The organism is Streptomyces sp. NPDC001549 (assembly GCF_042894025.1).
Taxonomy (GTDB): Bacteria; Actinomycetota; Actinomycetes; order Streptomycetales; family Streptomycetaceae; genus Streptomyces; species Streptomyces kutzneri.
Genome location: NZ_JBIAVJ010000017.1, coordinates 78,209 through 100,786 on the forward strand (window position 1 = coordinate 78,209; position 22,578 = coordinate 100,786).

Genomic DNA, 22,578 nt, shown 5'->3' on the forward strand with positions numbered 1-22,578 from the left:
GACCTTGTGTCGCGAATACCGGACCGGGCGCTACAACTTCAATCCGAATTCGGATCAGTGCAGCTTGCGCAAGCGGGTGGCACCTGGCGCCCAACGTCCTTGCCCGAAGTGAATGCCCACCTGAACCGGTACAGGGTTCGACTTCCCTTCGTCTTCATGTAGGGGGTAACCGTGACGCTCATCTTTGAGGCGAAGGCCGCTCTGTTCGACGCACTCAAGGCGAACGTTCCCGCTGGGGTGCAGTGCACTTGGGCGGAGACAGGCAAGGCCGACCGGCGGCAACAGGTCTGGCTAGGTGCCACGACTGAGGACGAAATGAACGTCGTCGCTATGCGGCAGGGTCCGCGCAAGCCTACGGCCGTCACAGGCTACGTGGACGTTCATGCGCTGGTCATCCTGCCCGGCGACCCGAAGGCCGCTGAGCGGGCCGTCTACGGCCTTCGTGAGGCCATTGCCGAAGCCTGCCGGTCTGTCACTCCGGCTTCCGTCCTGGGGCTGATGGACGTACGGCCTGAGTCGTCCGAGACGGAGACGGCCGAAGCAACTGACGGCGCGTACGCCGCGCTGACCGTCCGCGTACGAATTCGCGGCAGGACTATCTAGGGGGAACCATGGCGCTAGACGCCGCTATCGGCATCGGTAAAGAGAACACCTACGGCACGGCGGCAACGACAGTGCTGGGCTATGAGGGCAAGGCCGACAGTTGGAAGACGACCAGGGAGTTTATCGAGTCTGTCGGATTCCGGGCGGGAATGCAGACGGCGCGGGCGGACCGCCGGAACGTCGTCAACATGGGCGGTGAAGGTGAAATAGAAACCGATGTCCTAGATGCTGGCGCCGCCGCTCTCTTCTCCGCTGCATTCGACAAGTACAACGGTGGCGTTCCGAACGCGACTACTGGTCTGACTACCCATGTGTTCGAGACGGCGCCCACTAGCGCCGCTCCCTCGTTTACGGCTCAGATGACCCGGCCGACCACTGACGGCAAGATCGTTGCTTACAAGCATGTCGGCTGCACGGCAACAGAGTGGTCACTCAAGGCCGAAGTGGAAAGCGCTGTCACGCTGAATGTGACGTTTGACTTTCAGGATGTCACGCACTCGGATAAGCCCGCTGACGCGCTGCCGATCACGTACCCGAACATTGCCTTTGCCTACGACTGGACGCGTACCGGTATCGCCCTGTCCATTGACGGGGCCAACGTAGCCGTTGACGCGAACTCCCTTGAGCTGACCGGCGATCGTGGCATGAAGACTGACCGGCGCTTCCTTCGAGCCAACGCACTCAAGAAGGCGCCCGCACGTGCGGCTATGCCGACGTATGAGGGCAGCCTTTCGGGAGAATTCTCTACTGCTTCCCTCAAGGTCTATGAAGCGTTCATTGCCGGAAAAGTGGCTTCGCTGGTCATCGACTTCGCGGGCATCAGCGCTGGTACGTCCATGAAGGTTGAAGTGTCCGCCGTGCAGTTCACGGGCGACTCGCCGGAAGCCAGCGTTGACGACGTCACGATGTCAGAGCTTCCGTTCCGGGCGCTGGACCCGGGCGACGGTAAGCCCGTAATCAAGCTCACCTATGTGGAGCCCACCCCTGGTTGGGTCAAGCCGTAGGGCAATAACGCACGTGCGTGATTGGTCGGGGGGTGCTGTGGCAGGTTCGCGTTTCTCGGTTCAGGTCGAAGGACTCAACCAGCTCAAGAAGACGCTTCGCCAACTCAAGGACAAAGACCTGTCCAAGCGGGTCCGCGAAGTCAACAAAGAGGCGGCTGAGCTAGTCAAGCCCGATGCTCAGCGGGGCGTACCGCAACACCAGCGCTCCCCGAAGGACAGCAAGAAGTACCGGCCCGGAAAGCTGGCCAAGTCCGTAAAGGTCGTGGCTTCCGCTAACTCGGCTGCCGTTAAGGCGGGTACCGCTTCACGCTCCCCGTACGCGGGGGCTATTCACTTCGGCTTCCCGCGTCGGGGCATCAAGCCGAACAGGTTTCTATACCGGGCCATGGCGCGTAACAGCGACAGGGTTTCCGAGACGTACGAGCGTGAGATTACCGCCGTACTCCGAGACAAATTGGAGAGCTAACACATGGGCAAGCAGAAGACTGACGCCGGTTCCCTTGATGACGTCCTGTCGCTGGATATCGACAGTCTGACCATTGATGAGATCGACGTTATCGAAGAGATCATTGACGGCCCCCTTGACTCGCTGGCCAAGCCTGGCGCACGCAAGGCCAAGCTTCTGCGCGCTATGGCCGTGGTCATCAAGCAGCGTGACGACCCGTCGTTCACGGCCGAGGATGCGGGGAAGCTCCGCATTCAGTTCAAGCAGAAGGCGAAGGCGGACCCTTCCGCGCTCAGCGGGTAATTGCGTGCGCGCGACTGGTCGGCCACTTCCGGGGGCTTGCATGGTCTGACATTCGCGCGCTCCCGCTGAGGGATTTCAACACGCTGGTTGATGCCATGTCTGCCGACATTGAAGCACAGCAGAAAGCCGAGCGGCGCAATTCGCGTGGCCGCTCTGGTGTACCGGCGCAAGGGGAACGCCGGACACCTGTAATGACGTAACTGCATAGGGGGCGCCGCCATGGCCAAGCCGATTACGATTACCCTTCTGGGTGATCTGGACGACTTGAGCGCGTCCCTTAATGAAGCCACGTCGGATGTGACCGGCTTTGGTGACCAGGTCGAAGAGGCGCTAAAGCAGGCGACCGAAGAGGCCGAACGGCTGGGGCGGGAAGTTGCTAAGGCAGGTGATGACGCCAGTTCGGAAATAGGCGGCTTCGCTGAGAAGTTCGGCGGCCTTGCCGCTGCCGCTGGTCTCGCCGTTGGTGCCGGTCTCTTCGCTGGTATCTCTGAGGCCATGGACCGGGAAGCCGGGACTGACCTTCTAGCCGCGCAGCTAGGGGCCGATCCTGCCCAAGCGAAAGCCCTGGGGCAGGCGGCCGGACAGGTCTACTCGGCTGGTTATGGCGAGTCCATTGCTGACGCGAACGAAGCCCTTAAGTCTCTATGGCAACAGGGTCTAGTTCCCGCCGGAGCGACGTCGGATGAGCTGGCCAACATATCCAAGCAGGCCATGGACGTGGCTTCCGTCCTGGGGGACGACGTCGGCCCTACCGCTAATGCGGTCGGAACGATGCTCAAAACCGGCATGGCGAAGAATGCCAAAGAGGCATTTGACATTCTCGTTGTCGGAGCACAGAACGGCTCGAATAAAGCCGAGGATCTACTAGATACTTTCAACGAATACAGCGTGCAGTTCGAGCGGATCGGCCTTGACGGTAAGACGTCGATGGGGCTTATCTCGCAGGCGCTACAGGCGGGCGCGCGAGACAGTGACCAGGTTGCCGACGCGCTAGGCCAGTTTGGCGAAAAGGCCGTTGCGGGTGGCACGGCAGTTGAAGAAGCCTTCAAGTCCATTGGGCTGGACTCAGACACCATTGCCGCGAAAATGCAGCAAGGCGGCAAGAGTGCGCAAGACGCATTGAAGCTCACCCTTGATGCACTGCGGGGAACCAAGGACGAGACGGTACAGCTCAATGCGGCTGCCGCCCTTTTTGGTGATCCTGCGAACGTCATGGGCAAGGCCCTGTTTGCGATGGACCCGGCTTCTGCGGCAGCGTCCAACGGCCTTGACAAGGTTGAGGGTGCAGCGTCTCGCGCTGGCGACACCATGCACGACAATGCCACGCAAAAGCTGACGGCATTCTGGCGCACACTTCAGACAGGTGCCGTTGACCTTGTGGGCGGAAAGGTCATTCCCAAGCTTGAGGCGCTAGCGCAAACCTTCGCGCCAATTGGGAGTGCGGCTAAGACGGTCATCATGGACGGGGTTGTTCCTGCCGTCCGGACCTTTGGTGAAGTCGTCGATTCCACCTTCTCTTTCATTGGGGATCACAAGACCACCTTCACGGGGATAGCAACGGCTATCACGGTCTTCGTGCTTCCCGCCCTGGTCTCCTGGGGTGTCACCTCAGTCACTCAGGGAATCGCTTCCGTAACGGCTTGGGTGACGTCGGGGGCGGCTTCCACCACGTCCGCACTTGCTCAGGTCACGGCTTCATGGGCAGTGGTGGGCGGCTGGCTCAAAGCAGGCGGACAGGCAGTCATATCCGGTGCCATTGTCGTTGGACAGTGGATTGCCGGGGCTGCCGCTGCCACAGTCAACGGTGCCGTCATGGTCGCCACATGGATTGCCATGGGCGCGCAAGCCATGTTGCAGGCGGCACGCATGGCGGCTGCCTGGCTCATAGCCATGGGCCCAATTGCCATTGTCATTGCGGCAGTCGTCGGCCTTGCTCTGCTCATCTGGCAGAACTGGGACTCAATCAAGACATGGACAGCCGAAGCCTTTCAATGGGTGTGGGAGAAAATCCAGGCCGTATTCGCGTGGCTTGTTGACCTCTTCCTGAATTTCACGGGCCCCGGACTCCTGATCAAACATTGGGACACCATCAGGGAGAAGACCGCCGAGGCTTTCCAGTGGGTTGCCGACAAGGCGCAAGCCGGACTAGATGCCGTCATCGGATTCTTCCGTGACCTGCCCGGCCGGATCATGGGCTACATCGGGAGCATGGGCAGTGCCGCCCGGAACGTTGGCGCTGAGCTTATCGGCAAGCTAGGCGAAGGGCTTTCCCGGCTTTCGTCTTTCGGGCAGGACATCGGCTCGGCTGTATGGCGTGCCGTCAAGGACTCCATCAACCAACTGATTGACCTTCTCAACTGGGCAATTCCCGACCGGCTAGGGATTGGCCCGATCGGCGTTGACCTGCCCAAGAATCCCATCCCCAAGATTCGCGCGATGGGTGGTCCGGCTTCCGGCTGGACGAAGGTGGGCGAGCGTGGCCCGGAATGGGTCAACCTGCCGAACGGCGCCAACGTCGCACCCAACCACGCTGCCGGGCAAGCAGGCGGGGGCGTGGTGGTCAACGTTCACAGCAACGCGGACCCGTACGCCATTGCGCGGGAAGTGGCATGGGCTCTTCGGGTGGGGGCCCGGTAGAGCAATCACGCACGTGCGTTATTGCCGTGCACAACACAACAGGGGGCGGATATGGCGGAGCTTGACGACTGGACGTGTGAGTTCAATGGGCTGACGATTGGCCGTCCGGACTCTGCCATATCCCTCGTTGCCGTTGATGGGCTGGTGTCGCTGCCGGATATCCGGTCCGCTGATCTCACGCTCGTTCAACGGCACGGCCTGTATCCCGGGGATGACTACATGGGGGGGCGGTCGATCACCCTCACACTTGAGGTCTACGGCCGGACGCGCGAGGAGTTCACAGAAGCCCTGAGCGCCATTTACGCGGCCTTCGGGCATGCCGAACGGGAGAAGCCCCTACGGTTCAAGTTTCCGGGCATAGCGGGCGACAGGACAGGCTTTGTGAAGGTCCGCCCGCGCAAGCGGTCGGCCCCCCTTGATCTGAACTTCGCATACCTAGTGTGCAATGTGGCCGTTGAACTGTTCGCTACGGACCCGTACATCTACGGTGACGCGCTGGTCTCGCGAACACTGACGGCCCCCTGGCAGGGCTCAAGCCCCAAGCTCAGGTTTGTTTCCCCTGGCTCCGTTCCGGCGCTGCCCATTATCAAGCTGACCAACGCAAAGGATTGTGTGCTTCGGGACGAAGTCTCTGGCCTGTGGTTTGGGATGGCCAACCTTGCCGGAGCGCTCACCATCAACTCTGAGGCTCAGTCCGTTACGGCCACGACTAACGGAACCAACTTCAACGACCGGATCACGTCTGGTTCGACGTGGCCAGAATTCGGAATCGGGGATCACCTTCTGACCCTGTCCAGCGCTGCCGTGAACAGTCCGACCACGGCCGTAATCGAGTGGCGGGATAGGTGGGTCTAATGGTCAGCGCTAAGTACGTCGTCTATCAGACCAATGCGCGAACCGGAGACGTAGTTAAGCGGCTGCCCGTAACGGGAATCCAGTTCACGCACACCCTCAATGCATCCGGGTCGGCCACGGTGGGCATTCCACTGTTCGCCCCTGAGGCTGACCCGGAATCCCTCAGCCCTGGTATCAGCGGGCTTGCCGTCGTGCGTGACGGTGCCGTGGTGTGGGCTGGCATTCTCTGGGCGCTGTCTGCGGACATTGACGCCGGAACGCTGACCCTTTCGGCTTCCGGCTTCCATTCCCACTATCAGGGCCGGTACCTGGTCAACGGCTATGCGGCGAAGTCTAAGGAACAGGCCGACATCCTTGCCGAATGGCTGATTGCCGCCAACCTGGATAACGGCATTGCGACCGGCATTGACTTGATCAAGCCGACCGGTAACAAGAGAACCGCCGTATGGAGCCGCTATGAACTCAAGAACATAGCCCAAGCCATTGAGGAGCTTGCCGACAACATCGGTGGATTCAACTTCAGATACGCACCCTACTGGCGCACTGAAGGCAAGAACGTGGGACACCGGTTCATTCCGACAAAGCGCGGTGCGACAACTTCCCCGCACGTGCTTACGCATCGGATCAATTGCAATGTGACTGGCGTGACCTACGACAGTACGGCCCTATGCACGGTGGCCTATGCGACGGGGGCGGATGCCGGTAACGGGGAGAAGGTAGTCGGCATCTTCGAGAACCCTTCGCTTGCCGCACGCATGCCGGAGCGCGTCACAGTCGGGGCGTACTCGGATGTCAAGGAAACCGTCACGCTCATAGACAAAGCAAAGGCAACCATCAACGCGGGCGCCGTGCCTGTCGCAATTCCTGAGCTGACGCTTTACCCGGGGCAGTACAGCCCTACCGACTTCGTTCCGGGCGCCTTCGTCGCCGTCAGCGTGGACGCCGGTTACGTAGCCCTCTTCGATCAATTCGCCGTGACCGAATGCGGTACGAGCGTAGACGCGAACGGCAACGAATCCATCCGTCTCGCACTCGCCTCTAAGGAGTTGTGGAGCAATGCCAACCCAAGCTAACGCAGTACCCCCGTCGCTGGTGAATGAGCTTTCCGAACTCAAGCGGCGCATGTCCGCCATTGAGCGCGCACCGGCGCCGGTCAATCAGTTTGACCGATATCCCGTCATCGAGTGGGCTTCCCAGGGCCGACCCGAGGTCGGCGGAAATGTTTGGTCCAGCGTCGGCATAGCCAACGTGACCGGCATGAAGTTCGACCGGGTCGAAGTCAAGTTCATCACGGACTACATGCTCACCGGAAAGCGTGAGGCGGAAGTCCGACTTGCCGCGTACCGACATGAGGGAAACGTCCGGCAGTGCGTGAGCGCTTCTAGCGTCCTCAATCTGACCGGCACTCCGCAACGCGCTATCGGCCTGGCCGTGATGCGCTGGGTCCACGGAATCCCGTACGGCTGGGACTACGCGGACGACACCACTATCTACACCATTGAGCTACAGCACCGTTACAAGGTGGGCCCCGAACCCTTCGTATCCAACCGCCTACAGGTCTTCGGCATGTATAAGCGCGAGAAAGACCAGGGGGCCGACGATGGCGGCGCCTTCGCCGTGTCCGATGGGAACGGCGGCTGGCGCTGGGTGGCATTCCAGGCAGGCAACAACCGAAGCCCGATCGGGTACACCACCATTCCCGATGGTGCCGACGAAGACGGGGCTTACGGCATCAGCGCTATGCACTATTGCGTTGGCCTACCGAAGGAGCGGCTTCCGGACGCCACGCCGAAGGGGTGGGCCCGTACATGGAACCTGGGTTCCGCGTGGGGCCGTGGCCCGGACATCAATGAAGACGACTTCGGTATGTAGGGGGCGAAGAATTGGAACTAACCCGCCTGTACGGCACTGCTGAAATTCTCGTCCCCCTCCTCCTCTTCCTTGCCGTATCGCTGCGCAAGTTCCGAACGGGAATGCAGGCATCTTGGAAGGAAGAGGCGGAAGCCTACCGCAGCAAGGTAGAGCGCCAGTCGGAAGAGCTGGCCGACCTTCGCCGCGAAGTCCGCGAACTCAGGCGAGAGAACGCACAGCTACGGGATCAGATCACAGAACTACTCAACCGCTAGACCATCGGACGGGACCAGTAGCGCACGTGCGTTGCTGGTCCCTGCCGTTTAGGGGGGCTCATGCCGCTGCCTGTCGCAATTCCTACCGTGACCGTTCACGGCACGTACCTGGGGCCGGACTCGCGTCCGCTCGCCGGAACCGTCACTTTCTCCGCCCCGTCAATGCTGACCTTCCCGGACAGTGACCTCTTCATTGCTGGCCCAGTGGTCGCCAGCCTTGATGAGAACGGGCGCTTTGAAACCAAGCTACCGGCGACCGATGCGCCGAACATGGACCCGTCGAAGTGGTCCTACGTCGTCAAAGAGAACCTGTCCGGCGTGATCGGCGGGCGGATATTCAGTCTGCTACTGCCGAAGGCGAAGACGGACGTTGACCTAGCGGACCTTGCGCCGAGCGATCCGACCACACCCAACTATGTGCCCGTTGTCGGCAGCCAGATATTCACCGGTGGTGCGATTCCTACGGCCGCTCTGGGGCGTGACGGCGACTTTTATACGCAGTACGACACCCGCACTCTTCTCGGCGTTACGCATACCACGGTCACCATGTGGACCCGTGCGGCGGGCACATGGGTGAAGGTTGGCGGAGACGTGCGCGGTAGTCAGTGGTACCTGAACAACACCACGACTCCCAGCACGGATGCCAAGCCCGGTGACGTGCTCCTCAGGACCGACACGGGCGACATCTGGCAGCGTGGTCCGTCCGGCTGGGGCTCAGCCGTTGGCAACTTGAAGGGCCCGAAAGGCGACAAGGGCGATATAGGGCTAACGGGCGGCACGGGCCCGGCTGGCCCCCAGGGGCCGAAGGGCGACAAGGGCGACGCCGGTACAGGGTCGGGAACCGTTACGTCAGTCAACGGCAAGGTGCCTAACGGTGCGGGTGCCGTAGCCCTGGTAGCCGCTGATGTTGGCGCCGGAACGGGCACCGTCAAGACTGTCAACGCCAAGACCCCAGACGGGGCCGGAAACGTGGCTCTAGCGGCTTCAGACGTCGGTGCCGTGGCGAATACCGTACCCGTCACCGCCAAGGCCACAGCAGCCGCTACAGACCCATTCCGCGTAGTCGATGATGCAGACGCGCAGCTCTTCGGTGTGCGGAAGACGGGCAGCACCATCACGCCGCTAGGCAATGCGTACTTCAACAAGAATGTGCGGATTGGCGGATCGGCAAGTGCGGCCGGTGTCGGTACTGCCGTCAATGGGGTCCTAGCTATCGACAACGGTACGGGGCCGTCTGCCGCCAACGCTGCCGGAGTTCATCTATATGCGAATGCCGGTCAGCTCATGGTGCAGGAACAGAGCGGCCGGGCATTTTCCGTGAACGAGGGGACGCGCAACACATGGACTCCCGACGCGCTTGGATTCGAAGCGTGGTCCGTTGACCCCGGATCGGTTGCCAACCCAACTGCCCTTAAAGCTGCAATCGTTCAGCGGCTCTACATGTGCGCGGTGAACATCACTGAACCGACCAGCGTCGGCAAGGTGGTCATCCATGCGCGTGGCTGGGCAGGGTCCACCACGGTTCCCGCTGCAAGGTTCTTCGCCGGTATCTATAACGAAGCCGGATCACGGGTTGCATGGACCGGAGCAACGGCCCTTTCGGCGGTTGCGGCTGCCGGTCAGATTTCGGGGTCACCTGCCTCAATGGTGAACAACCATATTGGCGCGGTGCCGCTGCCCCTGACTGCCGCGTACGTGATGCAGCCCGGACGGTACTGGCTTGCCTTCCTGATGAGCGCCGGAAGCGCGACGGACTTCTACTACTTCCACATTCAGAACGAGTCGCCTAGCAACCCGTCGAACTTCTTTCTCGGGACGACTGCCTTTGCTCGGAACTGGTACCTGAGTGGACAGACGACCCTACCGGCAACAGTTACTTCCTCCGCCGGTCTTACGGACCACGATCCGCCGATCATGGCCGTTGCCGTCTAGAACCATCAACCAAATTCACTGCCGCCTTTCCAGCCCTGTCCGGTACTCGGATGGGGCTTCGTCATGAATGGAGATCACATGAACACTGTTGAGCGCGTTCTCAATATCGCTGAGGCTGAGGTGGGATATCACGAGGGGTATTCCAACGGCAGTTGGAACAACAAGCAGAAGTATTCTCCGGCCGTTCCTGGTCTTGAGTGGTCCGACTGGCAGGCATGGTGTGCCACGTGGGTTAGCTGGGTTGCTATGACTGCGGAAGTGGCGGACCTGTACCCGCGAACCGCCTCCTGCTACACGGGCGTTCAGTGGTTCAAGGCCAAGGGCCGGTTCAGCGAATACCCGGCAATCGGCGCTCAGGTCTTTTTCGGTTCCGGGGGCGGCACTCACACCGGCATCGTCTACAACTACGACGCCGATTACATCTACACCTACGAGGGAAACACGAACGACCGGGGTTCAGCCCAGGGCGACGGGGTCTATCGCCAGAAGCGCGCCCGCCGGGACGCGTACGTGTACGGCTACGGCTACCCGGCATTCGCTGAGGGCATCGTGTCCGCTGACCCGAAGTGGGGCGCTCAGAAGCCCGTACAGCCGGTCCCCGAGTATGTCGCGTTCCCGGGCGCCGGATGGTTCACGAAGGGCCGCAAGAGCCCCGTAGTCAAGGCCATGCGGGATCGGCTGATTGTCGTTGGCTGCAACCGGTACAAGTCCAGCGCTGACCCCGATGTCATCGGGTCCGGTGACGTGGCCTCTTATGAGGCTTGGCAGCGCAAGCAGGGATTCACCGGTTCGGCTGCAACGTGGCCGCCGGGCAAGACCACGTGGGATGCGCTCCGCGTACCCCGCTCCTAGCAGTAGCGCACGTGCGTTATTGCCCACCACTCACAACAGGAGATTGATTCATGACTTTCATTAAGGCTCACTCGACCCGCCTTTATGCCGTACTGGTTGCCGTACTGGCTCTAGTGGCTCACTACCTGCCGACCCTGCCGACGGCGCTGATTCTGGGTCTTGCGGCGGCTGCCCTGGGTACCGGTGAGGCTGTGCAGCGCCTTGAGGACGGTAAGACTGAGTCGGCCCGTCTGGCCGCTGAGTTCGGCGGACGGCACCGCATTCAGTAGGCGGCAACGGTCACGCTCCCGTGGTGAGTGGAACTGATCCCACAAGCCACGGGAGTTGAACCCATGGGGCACCCGCACATCGCATTGATTGGCCGCGCACGCTCTGGCAAGGACACGGTGGCCGCACGGCTGGTCAGCCGGTTCGCCTATACCCGCGTCGCCTTCGCTGACCCGCTCAAGTCTGTTGCGCTGGGCGTTGACCCGATCGTTGCCTATGAGCCTTCCGGATACGGTCCCCTGCCGACGCGCCTTAGTGCCGTTGTTCAGCGGTACGGCTGGGAGGTAGCCAAGGACAAGTTCCCTGAGGTGCGCCGCACGCTACAGCTCGCCGGTCAAGCCGTACGGGAACAAGACGCGGGCTTCTGGCTGGGGCTGGCACTGGACAAGGTCACCGTGGCCGACACATGGAACCTGCCCGTAGTGATCACAGATTGCCGCTACCCGAACGAAGCTGAGGCACTGCGCGTGCGGGGCTTCAAACTGGTCCGCATCACGCGGCCCGGCTACTCCGATGCGGAAGCCACACATGAGAGTGAGACGGCACTAGACGACTACCCGACCGATGCGACGATTGCCAACGTAGGCACCGCCGCATACCTCAACACCCTTGCCGACGCGCTGACCTGAGCAAACGTCACCCGAACGAGTGAGCCCCCTACCTGCCAACGCGGCCGGTAGGGGGCTTCTTGCGTTGGAGCAATAACGCACGTGCGTGATTGCCTTGCGCGTGGGGGCGCGCGTGTGCCATTCTGATCACGCAACGCACCGCAAGGGGCACGGTCGAAGGGGAGGGGCTGGCAGTGAGCTACACGGTCAAGTACAACCGGACCACGAACCACATCGGTGGACTCACTGTCCGCACCACGGGTGACGGTAAGGACATGGGGGACCACGTCTCCTACTACGCCGAGAATGCTTGCGGCTCTCTTACCCGCTACCGCTTCGCGGACGGCGCGTCTTATGGCTCGCTGGCCGACGCTCTTGAAGGCGCCCGCAAGGGTGGACGAAAGCTGTGCAAGACCTGCGAGAAAGCTGCCGAAGCTCAGCTTGCGGCAGAAGCCGACCAGAAGAAGGAAGAGGGGGGCCGCATGGCTACCAAGCTCAAGATGTCCGAAGTTCGTGGTGACGTCATGATTGGCGGAATTAACGGAAGCGGCACGCCGCACGCTATTGAGTTCCAGGGTGGGAAGCATGTAGCCATTTGCGGCCTTGCCGCGAAAGCCCCCCTTCGCTCCTTTGGTCTCGCTCGTGAGCAGAAGCCCGACTTTGAACTGTGCGCCCGTTGCAGCAAGGTTGTACCGACCGGACCCGTAGTCATCTCGGAAGAGATGGTTGAGATTCCCGGACTTGGCCGCAAGGTTGCCAAGCGTGTCTTTACCCCTGTCGAGACTGACAGTGAGCTGGACGCTAGCGACGCGTCCGCCGTTCGTCGGCTGGCGACCAAAGCCGGACTGATTACCGACGCTACCCGCAAGAACACCACCAACGAGGAGACTGCCACCGTGGCCGCTACCGCTGCACCGAAGATGACGAAGGCCGACCAGAGCAAGGCCGCTGAGGAGATCCGGGCGAGCATCGAACGGCTTCCGTCGCTCATTGCCGAAGGCAAGGCCGACGCTGTTACCGAACTGCGCGAAGAGATCAAGACGGCAACCGAAGCGATCACCGGCACCGGCGCCGCCGGTCTCAAGGCCAGCCTTCGCGCTGACGCCGAGAAGGCTGTCAAGGATGCCGAGAAGGCCAAGAAGGACGCCGACAAGGCCGCGAAGGCCGCGCCGAAGGCTGAGGTGGTGAACCTCGCTACGAAGAGCCTTGAGGACATCAAGGAACTTCCCGCGCTTTACGCTCTGGGAGTCGAGAAGGTCAAGGCCGCCGCGAAGAAGTCCTTTGAGGCTGGCACCGAGGTTGCTGAAATCAACTTCAAGCTTCGGACCAACTGCACGGACAAGGATGGGGACCCGGACTTGGGTGCCCGTCAGCAGATCACCCGTGACTCTGTTACCGGCCTTTACAAGGCCGTTGAAGCCGGACTTCCCGAAATGGGCACGGACACGGATGCGGACATCGTCCGTGACAAGATTGAAGGCGTGAAGACCGACGCTCAGCGTGCCATGCACAACGTGCAGGTTCGTTGGGTTCGGGCGCTGGACATCGAGCCTGACGAGAAGGCCGACGACTACAAGGAGCAGAAGGAAGCCCTTGAGGTTGAGCGCGCCAAGTTCGCCAACGCGCTTGAGATGTTCCCGGAGGGGCACGAGATTGAGGCGCCGGTCCTTGATGACGCGCTTCTCCCCAAGAAGGGCGATGACGGCAAGGTCATCATGGAGAAGCGCCCGATCAAGTGGTCTGAGCGCGTCTTCGCCTACTACGAAGCCAAGGGCAAGAAGCTGCGCACGCTGACGCGTGGCGAAGAGCAGAAGCAGAAGCGCGCCATTGACTCCCGCCGGAAGGCTGAGCTGACGGCAGCTGTTGAGGCTGGCGAGATGACGCAGGAAGAAGCGGACGCGTCGCTCAGTGCCCCGGCTGAGGACGCGAAGGCTGCCGACCCGGAGAAGCGCGCCAAGAACGCGTTCCACAAGCTCATTACCGAAGTCAAGAAGATCGAAGACGAGAAGGCAAAGGAAGACAAGAAGGATGAGCTGATTGCCCTTCTCGCTTCCATCCGCAAGGAAATCAACGAAATCTGATCGGCCAGCCGGTCACCCCGGGAAGCCCCCGACTCTTCACAGTAAGGGCGGGGGCTTCCCCGTAGGCCAACCAGTAACGCACGTGCGTGATTGCTCAGGGGGAAGGGGAGAGAATGGCAGACGACCGGCCGGGAAGTCACCTCAAGCTCAAGAAGGTTGCGAGCATAAAGGCAGGCTCAATGCGCGCCAATCACACGAGGTACGAAGCGTGGGACGGCGGCACCCTCATTGGGTACATCGAAAGCTTCTATCCGGATATCCAAGATAACCGGGGCGGCAGGATGACAGGCCAGAGCGGGAGGGTGAAGCAATGGCTGTACTGGCTCGACGGGCAAAAGTCGGATGAGGGCAACGACACCTTCTCTCGGGGTGAAGCCAAGTTCCAGCTTTGGGAAGACCATGCTGCCCGCGAAGGTCAGCGGGGCGGGATGCGCGCACTGTTCCCGGTAGTCATGACGGAAGAGGACTTCGGGCGACTCGCGCTAGCTGCTCACGCGCGCGGCACATCCGAAGAGGGTGAAGAGGGTGAGGCGTGGCGCCGTATCGCGCTGGCGCTGACCACGGCGGCAAGCAAGCAATCCCAGCAGTAGGCAAACCAGCAACGCACGTGCGTTATTGCTCAAGGGGAAGAGGGAACATGCTGAATGAAGACGGAACATGCACCCTGTCGGTTGATCTGACGCCGGAGGAATTCAGGTTCCTGGCTCGTTCGATGGCTGAGCGAGAAGACAGGTTGCGCAAGGAGCGGGGCGAGACCGACGCCGAAGCTGTAGCGCTGGGCGCGTTGCGCTTCCGCCTCTATGGCGTCTGGCGCGGCGACGACCCGGCGTAGACGACAAGGGGCCTAGCCGCCCGCCTAAGCGCCTCTCAGCCCCGTTCGGCCCCCATGGTCGGGCGGGGCTTCTTCATGCCCGCAGGCGGGCGCTCACGCTCATTGCCACCGATCCGCTTTTCATGTTCCCGAACTCCTTGACGTGGCTGGAGAGTTGGCCCCATAGTCGGACCACAACACGCCGACATGAGGGAGCGGAAATGGTCACCAGCAAGACAGCGAAGGACCTGACTTACGGGGACGTCATCGCGAACGCCGATGGGGTCGCAGTAGTCCACTCCGTCGATGTGGACATGTACGACGGCGTTGTCACGGTAGGGACCGGCACCGGACGCCCCGCCATCCTGGAGGTTGACGAGAAGGTGGAGCTTCTGAACTACTCCGCCTAGCCAACGGCGGAACGCCGACCAGCCCCCGACTCTCCCAAGGGTCGGGGGCTTCGTCGTGCGCCGACCAATAACGCACGTGCGTGATTGCCTGAGCGGCCCCCTAAGGGCCTGGCAGGCACCCCCCGGCACCCTGAGGCCCGGGGGCCCCCTTATGCCCGCAGGCGAGCGTACAGGGCCCTTGCAACCCTCACGCTCCCCACTGGGTGTCATCACCTAGCCAAGGGGGAACGCGTGGGACGCGTACGCACCATCCAGCGGAGCGGCAGCCGCTTCTATATCCACCCGGACAAGCCTGAGATCAAGCACCCTGGCGTTACGTCCGTCGTGTCGATGCTGCCGAAGCCATTCCTGACTTTCTGGTACGCCAAGATGACGGCCGAACTGGCCGTTGACTCGCTGCCCTTCGTCGCACACATGGCGGAGCGGGACCGACAGGGAGCAATCGACTATCTCAAGGGTGCCGCACGCCGGTACACGAAGATTCGCGCCGACGTCGGCAGCAATGCCCATGACCTCTTTGAGCGCATGGTCCGGGGTGAGTTCGTCGGCAAGGTTCATCCGGACCTTGAGCCGTACCGAATTCACTTCGCCGAGTTCCTTGAGGCGGTAAACCCTGCCCTTGTCCGCGCGGAAGATATCGCATGGTCGGACGTACACGGCTATGCCGGTTCCTTTGATGCTGTCCTCACTGTCTGGCTGGACGAAGAGGGTATGCCGACGCCGGACCGGTCCGGAACTCCCCACCTTCTGATGGTGGACTGGAAGACCAGCAAGGACACCTATCCGGATGTGGCGCTACAGATGAGCGCCTACGCGAATGCGGAACTGATCATCGCGCCGGACGGCAGCACGGAACCCATGCCGGAGTTTGATGGCGCCGCCGTACTCCACATCACGCCGGAAGGTTGGGCATTCAAGCCCGTGCGCATTGACCCCGAGGTCTTCTCCTTCTTCCTGACTCTGCGCAAGGTCTTCAACTGGGACAGGGACGTCTCTAAGACGGTCATCGGGCGGGCCATCGCGAAGAGCGCGGGGAAGCTCGTTACCGGCACTCAGCGCCGCGCCAAGTAGGCGGGTAACACCCGCGCTCTAGGCCATTCAGAAGAGGCGGGCGCAAGGCCGGAAGGGCAGTAACTCACGTGCGCGATTGCTCCGCACCCCTTGCCCCCGCCTCTCGTTCAATCGTTTCAACAGGGGGCTATTCGCATGGCGAACAAGATGACCATTTTCGACACCGACCCGAACGCGAAGCCGAAGGAGCGAGTCAGCTTCTCGGATGACACGGTCGGCAAGTTCCACTCTGGCCGACAGGTGGACGGCGTACCTGAGGCGCTGAGTGAGTGGCGGATCTCTACCGGTGACCCGGTGGTTGCTCAGTCGGTTGCACAGCTCTTTGGCGGTGAGCCGATCGAGACTGACAGTGCGGCAGAGAACTTTATCGACGTCTTCACGGACAAGTCGTCTATCCCTGTCGTGCTGGACGGGGCGGACGCGATTTACGCGGACATGAAGCTGTGGAACCGAAACAAGCTTGTACATCACTGTGACGGTTCCGAATTCCTTTCCCCCGAAGAGAAGGCGGGTAAGTCGTGCGGCTGCCCGGAACTCTTCGCGGAGCGTAAGCAGGCGGCTAAGGACTTCATCGGTCCGGCACCGTCCATCAGCATCACGTTCCGGCTGGCCGATGACACGGAGCTGGGCAAGTTCAAGTTCCAGTCCGGTAGCTGGATGCTGGCGAGCGTGCTTCACGAGTATGAGAACGCACTGAATGCCGTTGGCGGTCCGGCGCTGGCTGACCTGTCCCTTGAACTCGTTGAGTACACGGTCAAGAAGGGCCCGAACAAGGGGCGGAACGTCAGCTACGTCAAGCCTGTCATTGACGTACTCAAGGCATACAACGATGCCATTGCAGATGAGCGCTAACCGTGGGGGCGGAACTTCGGGCACGTCTTCGAGCTATGCCGGACGACGTGATCCGCTCCCCATTGTGGGAGTTCGCGCCACTTGAGCGCAAGGCGGTAATCAGCGAACGAAGGCGCCGGTTCGGCGTCAATGACGAAGAGGGGGCGGACATTGGGTAAGCGTGGAGTCATCACGGACTATGCGGGGGAAGAGCTGTATCCGGGGGACCTGATTGCCTACGCGGCACGGCAGGGCAACCGAGTGCGGGTGTCTGACGCTCTGATCCTCAAGGCCACGGCCAAGCTGGTGGACGGGCGGCTACGGCCCATGCTCAAGGTGCAGCCGACCGGCACGGAATCCGGTTTCGCAAAGCGCAAGACGATGCGCCCGGAGTGGATCAGTGCGGAGCACACGCGGCTAGTCATGCCAGCCGCTACCAGCAACTAGGCGGCAGCTACCAGGGCCGGACGGAACCCACACGGGCCGTCCGGCCCTTTCGCGTACCCAATAGCGCACGTGCGTTATTGCGAAGGGGAGACATGGACAGAGAGATACGGGCCGACGCTGCCCCCGCGCTGGGGGACGTACGGCAGATGGGCAGGGGTGACACGGTGTGGCTCGCCCCTGATGTTCTCCAACGGACGGACTGGTGCCGGTACTTGGCCGCTGTAGCCCATGCCGTCCGGCGTGGTGCTGACGCACGCTGGGGGTGCAAGTGATCGCGCTTCTAGTGGGATGGCTGATGTTCAACGTCGGCTTCCTGGCTGGGGCTGCCTTGCTTGGGGGGCGACGTGGCTAACCCGAACAAGGTGAAGGGGACTCAGTGGGAAAGTGATGTACGGAACTACCTCAATGCGGCTACCGGCGTGGTGAATGAGTACGGCAAGTTCCTTGACCCGTTCGACCCGCACAATGTGCGCCGACCCGCTCAGGAAGGTGCAGCCGACGTTGGCGACGTTCACGCCGTTCCGTTTGTACTGGAATGTAAGAACGTCAAGAAGGCCAGCGTTCCAACCTTCTTGCGGCAAGCCGAAGTTGAGGCTAGGAATGCAGGCTTCCCGTACGGCGTGGCAGTCGTCAAGGTTGCCCGGCAAAGCGTCCGGCGCGGCAAGGTCCACTTCGGCATTCGGACCTGGACCAGGGTGCGCCGATCGGTAGGGCTCAACTCCCGCGCATTCGCTGAGCGGTACGCGTTCACACCGTCATTGCGCGGGCTTGATACCGGCAAGTGGTACATGACTACGGACCTTGAGGCATTCGGCGTACTGCTTGCCGACGTGCGCGACGCGCGATAGGTGATCGGCTGGCAACCCTTGCGCTCCCCGGGGAGGGACTAAGGGAGTTGATTGCCAATGCAGTTCAAGGAAGTGCTTGCCCGTTTCTCTGAGGTGAGCGACGAGGCTGACGGCGGCTATCTCGCATTGTGTCCCGGACACGGGGATAGCCGTCCGTCCCTCCGTATCTGGCGGGGCGAAGACGGCAAGGTCCGCTTCACCTGTCGCGCTGGCTGCCCCAATGAGGACGTGGTCAAGGCCGCTGGGCTTACATGGTCAGACCTCTTCAACGCGTCCGGCCCCGGGGCTACCGTCCCGCGTGAGCGCCCCACCCTGGTAGGCGCGGGTCCAACTGCCGCCCTTGCCGCCTACGTTGACCGTGCGTCCGGCATGCTCTTCGACTTCACCAGCGAAGTAGGCGCTACCGCCCGCACGTACATGGCGGACCGGTTCGGCGTAGACGATGACCTTGCCGCTGATCTTGAACTTGGGGCCGACGATGGCAGTGCAACGGGCAACTTCCCGTTCCTCTCAAAGGCATTCACGAAGTTCCCCCGGCTGACCGTTCCGCTCTTCGACTTCCGGGGCGTGCCCCGTGGGCTACAGGGGCGAGACCTCAGCGGAGAGTGCCCCGGGCGCTGGCTTTCCGTCATGAATCCACGTGGTCAGCGCTGGGCTTCCTACGGGGTGTTCCGGGGTCAGTCCGGCTACGGGGTCACCATCGTCTCTGAGGGGCCCGGAGACGGCCTTACAGCCGTTTCTGTCGGGTATGACGCCGTAGTCATCCGGGGTGCCGCGCTGGCCGGTAGTCCGGAACTCCTGGCGGAGCTGGCCGAAGGACTCAAGGGGACTCAGGTCATTGCTGCCGGAGACAACGACCCGGCCGGGCAGACGTTCAACCGGCGGCTTGCCGAAGGGCTCAAGGCGTACGGGATCACCGTTTACGCGCTGCCCATTCCTCACGCGGGGGATGACCTGACTGACTGGCGGGGGCGCGACCCGCAGAAGTTCCCGGCGGAACTTCACGATGCCGTCAGTGCCGCCCGACCGGTTGAGGATTCCGACACTGCGAAGGCCGAAGCCGTATCGGCGGAGCTGACCGACAAGACCGGCGCCGACGTCGTCAGCCGGGACCAGGGCAGCGAAGCCGCCCGCATTCTGGCCGGACTTATCGGCCGGTACGGCGAGACGGACGCCATGAACGCACACGCACTCTTCGCGTGGTCGGACGGCCGGATCAAGTACGCGCCCGGACTTGGCTTCTACGTGTGGAACGGGTCCGTCTGGGAGCGCTCTGAGGTGAAGATCCGGCAAGAGATTCACCGCATGGGTGCCGCCCTGGTTCTCGCCGGAGAAACTCAGAAGGCGCGCGGCTACACCATGACCACACGCATTGACGCGCTGATGACGGAACTTCGCAGCGTGCCCCACGTTCACGTGGACGCATCGGAATTCGACAACCGGCCGGAACTCCTGGGATTCAAGAACGGCACCGTAGACCTTCGCACCGGCCGGATAAAGCCGCACGACAAGGCCGACATGCTGACGTACTCACTTGATCTCGACTACCAGCCCGGCGCCACATGCCCACGCTGGGAAGAATTCCTCACTGAAATCTTCCCCGATAACGCGGACCTGCCTGCCTACATTCAAAGGCTTGTCGGCTACGGAATCAGCGGCAGCACGGCGGAACAATGCTTCGCCGTTCTCTGGGGGAAGGGCGCTAACGGGAAGTCGGTTCTGACCGACGTTCTCACGCACGTCTTCCGTTCCATTGCCAAGACCACGCCGTTCGCCACCTTTGAGGAAAAGGGTTCAGGCGGCATCCCCAACGACATTGCCGCACTCAGGGGAAGCCGCCTTGTCATGGCGAGTGAGGGTGAGTCCGGCAAGCCCATGAGTGAAGCCGTACTCAAGCGCGTTACTGGCAAGGACGTCATCAGCGCAAGGTTCCTCCGGCAGGAATTCTTTGAATTCAAGCCGACCTTCCTTCTTCTGTTGGCGACGAACCATAAGCCCAGGTTTCGCGGACAGGATGAAGGGCTTTGGCGACGGGTCAAGCTGATTCCGTTCAAGCGGTGGTTCGCCCCGAATGAGCGGGATCACGACCTTGATTCCAAGCTCATGGCCGAAGCCGAAGGCATTGCCGCATGGGCGGTACGTGGCGCCGTTGCCTGGCACCGTGACGGACTCAATGACCCGTCCGTGATTCTCCGCGCCAGCAAGGACTATCGCGAGACCAGTGACGCGCTGGCGGGTTTCTTCCCTGGCGTAGTCGAGCCTGCCGACGACAGTCATTCGATCAACGGCAACGACATGTTTTCCATCTACCTGGATTGGTGTGAAGCGGAAAACCTTCCCAGTCGGGAGCGCTGGACCCGACGCACCTTCTACGCGGCCATGGAAGAGCGTGGCCTAAGCCGGAAGACGTCCAGTAAGGGCGTGGTCCTGGTCGGCGTCCGTGAAGCCACGGCTAAGCCGACCGGCCCCGGCATCTTCGCCAAGTAGCCATGCCCGCTTGCCCGTTGGGACCAGTAACGCACGTGCGTTACTGGTCCCCTTGCGTTCTAGGGGGAAGCGCATGTTGACCTACCGGCACCCTATTGCCGACGACATAACCCGCGTACACGTCCCTGCCACTCCGGCGGAGCTAGATGAGTTCCTAGCCTGGGCGGAAAGCGCTGACGCGCGCGGACCGATCGCCCTGGATACAGAGACGACAGGTCTCGACGTGTTCTCTGAGGGCTACCGCCTTCGGACCGTGCAATTCGGAGACGTTGACGACGCGTGGGTAATCCACTGGGAGCGTGGCGGACACTTCCGCCGTGCAGCCCTTCGGGTGCTCACGAAGACGCGCCGCTTTCTCATTCACAATGCGGCCTTTGACTGGCTGGTCCTAGACCAGCATGCGGGCATTCCCGTTGAAGAGCTGGCACCCCGCACCCGAGACACATCCGTCATGGCAAGGCTCATAGATCCAAGGCAGCCCCAGGAAGGGGGAGTTGGCGCCGGACTCAAGCCCCTGTCCGCCTATTACGTGGACCGGACGGCGCCGGACACGCAAGGCGACCTTACGGCGGTCTTCCGGTCGCTCGGGTTCACGAAGTCAACCGGCTTCGCGGGCATCGACCTAGACCATCCCACCTACAACCTTTACGCCGGTCTTGACGTCTTGTTCACGGCCCGGCTATACCCCTGCCTCAATGACGCGCTTGCCACGCTGGGTGTGCGTGATCGGCTGGTTGAGTACGAGCACGAGATATCAAGGCTGTGCGCGCTTATGCAACGCCGGGGCATGGTCCTTGATGAGCCGTACACGCGTGACCTAGATGGGGCGCTGAGCGAAGAGGCATACACGCACGCCGAGAAGGCTGCACGGTACGGCGTCGATTCGGTCAACTCCAACCGGCAGATTTCCGAAGCCCTTCTAGCCATGGGTGAAGAGCTGACGGAGCGCACGGCCGGGGGCGCGCTCAAGGTAGACAAAGCTGTTCTGCTTGCCATGGCTGACATGGATTTGCAGTGGAAGCGCCTAGGAGTGCGCGCACCCAACCCGCTTGCCGAATCCGTACTAAGGTCGAAGCGTGCCGGTAAGTGGCGCTCAGCCTACGCGGATACGTTCCTAGAGACTGTGGACCAGGGTGGCAGGGTGCACCCGAATGTGCAGAGTTTGGCCGCACGCACGGGACGTATGAGTGTGACCCGTCCGGCGCTTCAAACCCTGCCGTCTTCGGATCAGATGATCCGCCGTTGCCTTCTTGCCGACGAAGGCCACGTAATGATCAGTACGGACTTCCAGGCTGTTGAAATGCGTGTCCTTGCAGCGCTGGCCGATGTGCGGCGAATGAAGGAGGGCTTCCGGCAGGGCGGCAGTGATTTTGACATTCACATGTTTACTGCCCGACTCATCAAGGGATTGGCTGCCGACGAGAAAGACAGGAAGGTATTCAAGGGGGCCGGATTCTCGAAGGTCTACGGGGGAGGAGTCGCTACCGCAGCCCGCCAGACAGGCGCACCGGAAGAGGATATGGCGCGCGCCTTCGCGGAGTATGACCGGGCATTCCCTGAGATCAAGCGTGCGTCCGTGCGCTGGCAGCGGGAAGCCCGCGCTACCGAAATGGTCACTGTGTCCGCCACGGGGCGGCGCATGCCATTGGATCGCGACCGCACTTACGCCGTGGTGAATTACCAGTGCCAAAGCGCGGCAAGGGACCTGCTGGGACAGGCCATGCTGAATGCCGAAGCGGCCGGATTGGGTGACCTGATGCGCTTGCCTATCCATGACGAAATTCTCGCGTCAGCTCCGGCGGCACACGCCAAGGAGATTGCCCGCGAATTCGAGAAGGCAATGACCATGGACCTGTTTGGAGTGCCCATCGTCGCCAGCGCCGATATCGGCGGACGGTCCTGGGGCTCTCTCTATGGTGCCGATTTCTAGCAGTAACGCACGTGCGTTATTGCTCGTGAC

General features: G+C 61.9%; 23 protein-coding genes. 22 read left to right on the forward strand and 1 reads right to left on the reverse strand.

Features of this window, described 5'->3' with window-relative positions:
- The first annotated feature begins 171 nt into the window (after positions 1 to 171).
- From ACFY04_RS25820 to ACFY04_RS25900, 17 genes are all read left to right on the forward strand, one after another.
- Entirely contained in the window at positions 172 to 603 is a 432-nt protein-coding gene (locus ACFY04_RS25820; RefSeq protein ID WP_389119991.1) for a hypothetical protein, read from the forward strand.
- A gap of 8 nt (positions 604 to 611) precedes the next feature.
- Entirely contained in the window at positions 612 to 1,607 is a 996-nt protein-coding gene (locus ACFY04_RS25825; RefSeq protein ID WP_389119993.1) for a phage tail tube protein, read from the forward strand.
- Between the two features lie 37 nt (positions 1,608 to 1,644).
- Positions 1,645 to 2,073: an HK97-gp10 family putative phage morphogenesis protein gene (locus ACFY04_RS25830; RefSeq protein WP_389119996.1), complete on the forward strand. Its 429-nt coding sequence runs from the start codon at positions 1,645 to 1,647 to the stop codon at positions 2,071 to 2,073.
- A 3-nt stretch (positions 2,074 to 2,076) separates the two neighbouring features.
- Positions 2,077 to 2,355, forward strand: a complete 279-nt coding sequence (locus tag ACFY04_RS25835; RefSeq protein ID WP_389119998.1) for a hypothetical protein — start codon at positions 2,077 to 2,079, stop codon at positions 2,353 to 2,355.
- Between the two features lie 219 nt (positions 2,356 to 2,574).
- Positions 2,575 to 4,992 carry a phage tail tape measure protein gene (locus ACFY04_RS25840; protein WP_389119999.1) on the forward strand — a complete coding sequence of 806 codons (2,418 nt, stop codon included), beginning with the start codon at positions 2,575 to 2,577 and terminating at the stop codon, positions 4,990 to 4,992.
- A 51-nt stretch (positions 4,993 to 5,043) separates the two neighbouring features.
- Complete coding sequence (locus ACFY04_RS25845; RefSeq protein WP_389120002.1) at positions 5,044 to 5,847, forward strand: hypothetical protein; 804 nt, start codon at positions 5,044 to 5,046, stop codon at positions 5,845 to 5,847.
- Entirely contained in the window at positions 5,847 to 6,920 is a 1,074-nt protein-coding gene (locus ACFY04_RS25850) for a hypothetical protein (RefSeq protein WP_389120004.1), read from the forward strand. Before ACFY04_RS25845 ends, ACFY04_RS25850 begins: the two co-directional genes overlap by 1 nt.
- Positions 6,921 to 6,939: 19 nt before the next feature.
- Positions 6,940 to 7,719, forward strand: coding sequence for a hypothetical protein (locus tag ACFY04_RS25855; RefSeq protein ID WP_389120006.1), 780 nt, complete (start codon positions 6,940 to 6,942; stop codon positions 7,717 to 7,719).
- Between the two features lie 11 nt (positions 7,720 to 7,730).
- A complete protein-coding gene (locus ACFY04_RS25860) occupies positions 7,731 to 7,973 on the forward strand; it encodes a hypothetical protein (RefSeq protein WP_389120008.1) in 243 nt (80 codons plus the stop codon).
- 87 nt (positions 7,974 to 8,060) lie between these two features.
- Positions 8,061 to 9,905: a hypothetical protein gene (locus ACFY04_RS25865; RefSeq protein ID WP_389120010.1), complete on the forward strand. Its 1,845-nt coding sequence runs from the start codon at positions 8,061 to 8,063 to the stop codon at positions 9,903 to 9,905.
- A gap of 78 nt (positions 9,906 to 9,983) precedes the next feature.
- Positions 9,984 to 10,757, forward strand: coding sequence for a peptidoglycan-binding protein (locus ACFY04_RS25870; protein ID WP_389120012.1), 774 nt, complete (start codon positions 9,984 to 9,986; stop codon positions 10,755 to 10,757).
- A 50-nt stretch (positions 10,758 to 10,807) separates the two neighbouring features.
- Complete coding sequence (locus ACFY04_RS25875; RefSeq protein WP_389120015.1) at positions 10,808 to 11,026, forward strand: hypothetical protein; 219 nt, start codon at positions 10,808 to 10,810, stop codon at positions 11,024 to 11,026.
- Positions 11,027 to 11,053: 27 nt separating this feature from the next.
- Complete coding sequence (locus ACFY04_RS25880; protein ID WP_389120017.1) at positions 11,054 to 11,653, forward strand: hypothetical protein; 600 nt, start codon at positions 11,054 to 11,056, stop codon at positions 11,651 to 11,653.
- Positions 11,654 to 11,826: 173 nt separating this feature from the next.
- A complete protein-coding gene (locus ACFY04_RS25885; protein WP_389120019.1) occupies positions 11,827 to 13,713 on the forward strand; it encodes a hypothetical protein in 1,887 nt (628 codons plus the stop codon).
- A 113-nt stretch (positions 13,714 to 13,826) separates the two neighbouring features.
- A complete protein-coding gene (locus ACFY04_RS25890; protein ID WP_389120020.1) occupies positions 13,827 to 14,303 on the forward strand; it encodes a hypothetical protein in 477 nt (158 codons plus the stop codon).
- A 47-nt stretch (positions 14,304 to 14,350) separates the two neighbouring features.
- The gene (locus ACFY04_RS25895; protein WP_389120023.1) at positions 14,351 to 14,545 is read left to right on the forward strand and encodes a hypothetical protein; all 195 of its coding nucleotides are present in this window, start codon (positions 14,351 to 14,353) and stop codon (positions 14,543 to 14,545) included.
- Between the two features lie 200 nt (positions 14,546 to 14,745).
- Positions 14,746 to 14,934: a hypothetical protein gene (locus ACFY04_RS25900; protein ID WP_389120025.1), complete on the forward strand. Its 189-nt coding sequence runs from the start codon at positions 14,746 to 14,748 to the stop codon at positions 14,932 to 14,934.
- Between the two features lie 213 nt (positions 14,935 to 15,147).
- On the opposite strand, the gene ACFY04_RS25905 is transcribed toward ACFY04_RS25900, so the two are convergent.
- On the reverse strand, positions 15,148 to 15,591 hold the full coding sequence (locus tag ACFY04_RS25905; protein WP_389120027.1) for a hypothetical protein: 444 nt from the start codon (positions 15,589 to 15,591) through the stop codon (positions 15,148 to 15,150).
- 264 nt (positions 15,592 to 15,855) lie between these two features.
- On the opposite strand from ACFY04_RS25905, the gene ACFY04_RS25910 reads away from it, so the two are divergent.
- The 5 genes from ACFY04_RS25910 (at position 15,856) to ACFY04_RS25930 (ending at position 22,548) form a co-directional block, all read left to right on the forward strand.
- Entirely contained in the window at positions 15,856 to 16,005 is a 150-nt protein-coding gene (locus ACFY04_RS25910; RefSeq protein ID WP_389120029.1) for a hypothetical protein, read from the forward strand.
- A gap of 135 nt (positions 16,006 to 16,140) precedes the next feature.
- Positions 16,141 to 16,857 (forward strand): hypothetical protein, encoded by a 717-nt coding sequence (locus tag ACFY04_RS25915; RefSeq protein WP_389120032.1) that lies wholly within the window; start codon positions 16,141 to 16,143, stop codon positions 16,855 to 16,857.
- 770 nt (positions 16,858 to 17,627) lie between these two features.
- On the forward strand, positions 17,628 to 18,131 hold the full coding sequence (locus ACFY04_RS25920; protein ID WP_389120034.1) for a hypothetical protein: 504 nt from the start codon (positions 17,628 to 17,630) through the stop codon (positions 18,129 to 18,131).
- A gap of 57 nt (positions 18,132 to 18,188) precedes the next feature.
- Positions 18,189 to 20,618, forward strand: coding sequence for a phage/plasmid primase, P4 family (locus ACFY04_RS25925; protein ID WP_389120035.1), 2,430 nt, complete (start codon positions 18,189 to 18,191; stop codon positions 20,616 to 20,618).
- A gap of 73 nt (positions 20,619 to 20,691) precedes the next feature.
- Entirely contained in the window at positions 20,692 to 22,548 is a 1,857-nt protein-coding gene (locus ACFY04_RS25930) for a DNA polymerase (RefSeq protein ID WP_389120036.1), read from the forward strand.
- The last annotated feature ends 30 nt before the right edge of the window (positions 22,549 to 22,578 follow it).

Excerpts from the sequence above, each read along its gene's own strand:
- ACFY04_RS25895 (WP_389120023.1), top strand. The coding sequence starts at position 14,351 with ATGCTGAATGAAGACGGAACATGCACCCTGTCGGTTGATCTGACGCCG.
- ACFY04_RS25900 (WP_389120025.1), top strand. The coding sequence starts at position 14,746 with ATGGTCACCAGCAAGACAGCGAAGGACCTGACTTACGGGGACGTCATC.
- ACFY04_RS25870 (WP_389120012.1), top strand. The coding sequence starts at position 9,984 with ATGAACACTGTTGAGCGCGTTCTCAATATCGCTGAGGCTGAGGTGGGA.
- ACFY04_RS25890 (WP_389120020.1), top strand. The coding sequence starts at position 13,827 with ATGGCAGACGACCGGCCGGGAAGTCACCTCAAGCTCAAGAAGGTTGCG.
- ACFY04_RS25930 (WP_389120036.1), top strand. The coding sequence starts at position 20,692 with ATGTTGACCTACCGGCACCCTATTGCCGACGACATAACCCGCGTACAC.
- ACFY04_RS25840 (WP_389119999.1), top strand. The coding sequence starts at position 2,575 with ATGGCCAAGCCGATTACGATTACCCTTCTGGGTGATCTGGACGACTTG.
- ACFY04_RS25850 (WP_389120004.1), top strand. The coding sequence starts at position 5,847 with ATGGTCAGCGCTAAGTACGTCGTCTATCAGACCAATGCGCGAACCGGA.
- ACFY04_RS25875 (WP_389120015.1), top strand. The coding sequence starts at position 10,808 with ATGACTTTCATTAAGGCTCACTCGACCCGCCTTTATGCCGTACTGGTT.
- ACFY04_RS25925 (WP_389120035.1), top strand. The coding sequence starts at position 18,189 with ATGCAGTTCAAGGAAGTGCTTGCCCGTTTCTCTGAGGTGAGCGACGAG.
- ACFY04_RS25835 (WP_389119998.1), top strand. The coding sequence starts at position 2,077 with ATGGGCAAGCAGAAGACTGACGCCGGTTCCCTTGATGACGTCCTGTCG.
- ACFY04_RS25825 (WP_389119993.1), top strand. The coding sequence starts at position 612 with ATGGCGCTAGACGCCGCTATCGGCATCGGTAAAGAGAACACCTACGGC.
- ACFY04_RS25915 (WP_389120032.1), top strand. The coding sequence starts at position 16,141 with ATGGCGAACAAGATGACCATTTTCGACACCGACCCGAACGCGAAGCCG.
- ACFY04_RS25845 (WP_389120002.1), top strand. The coding sequence starts at position 5,044 with ATGGCGGAGCTTGACGACTGGACGTGTGAGTTCAATGGGCTGACGATT.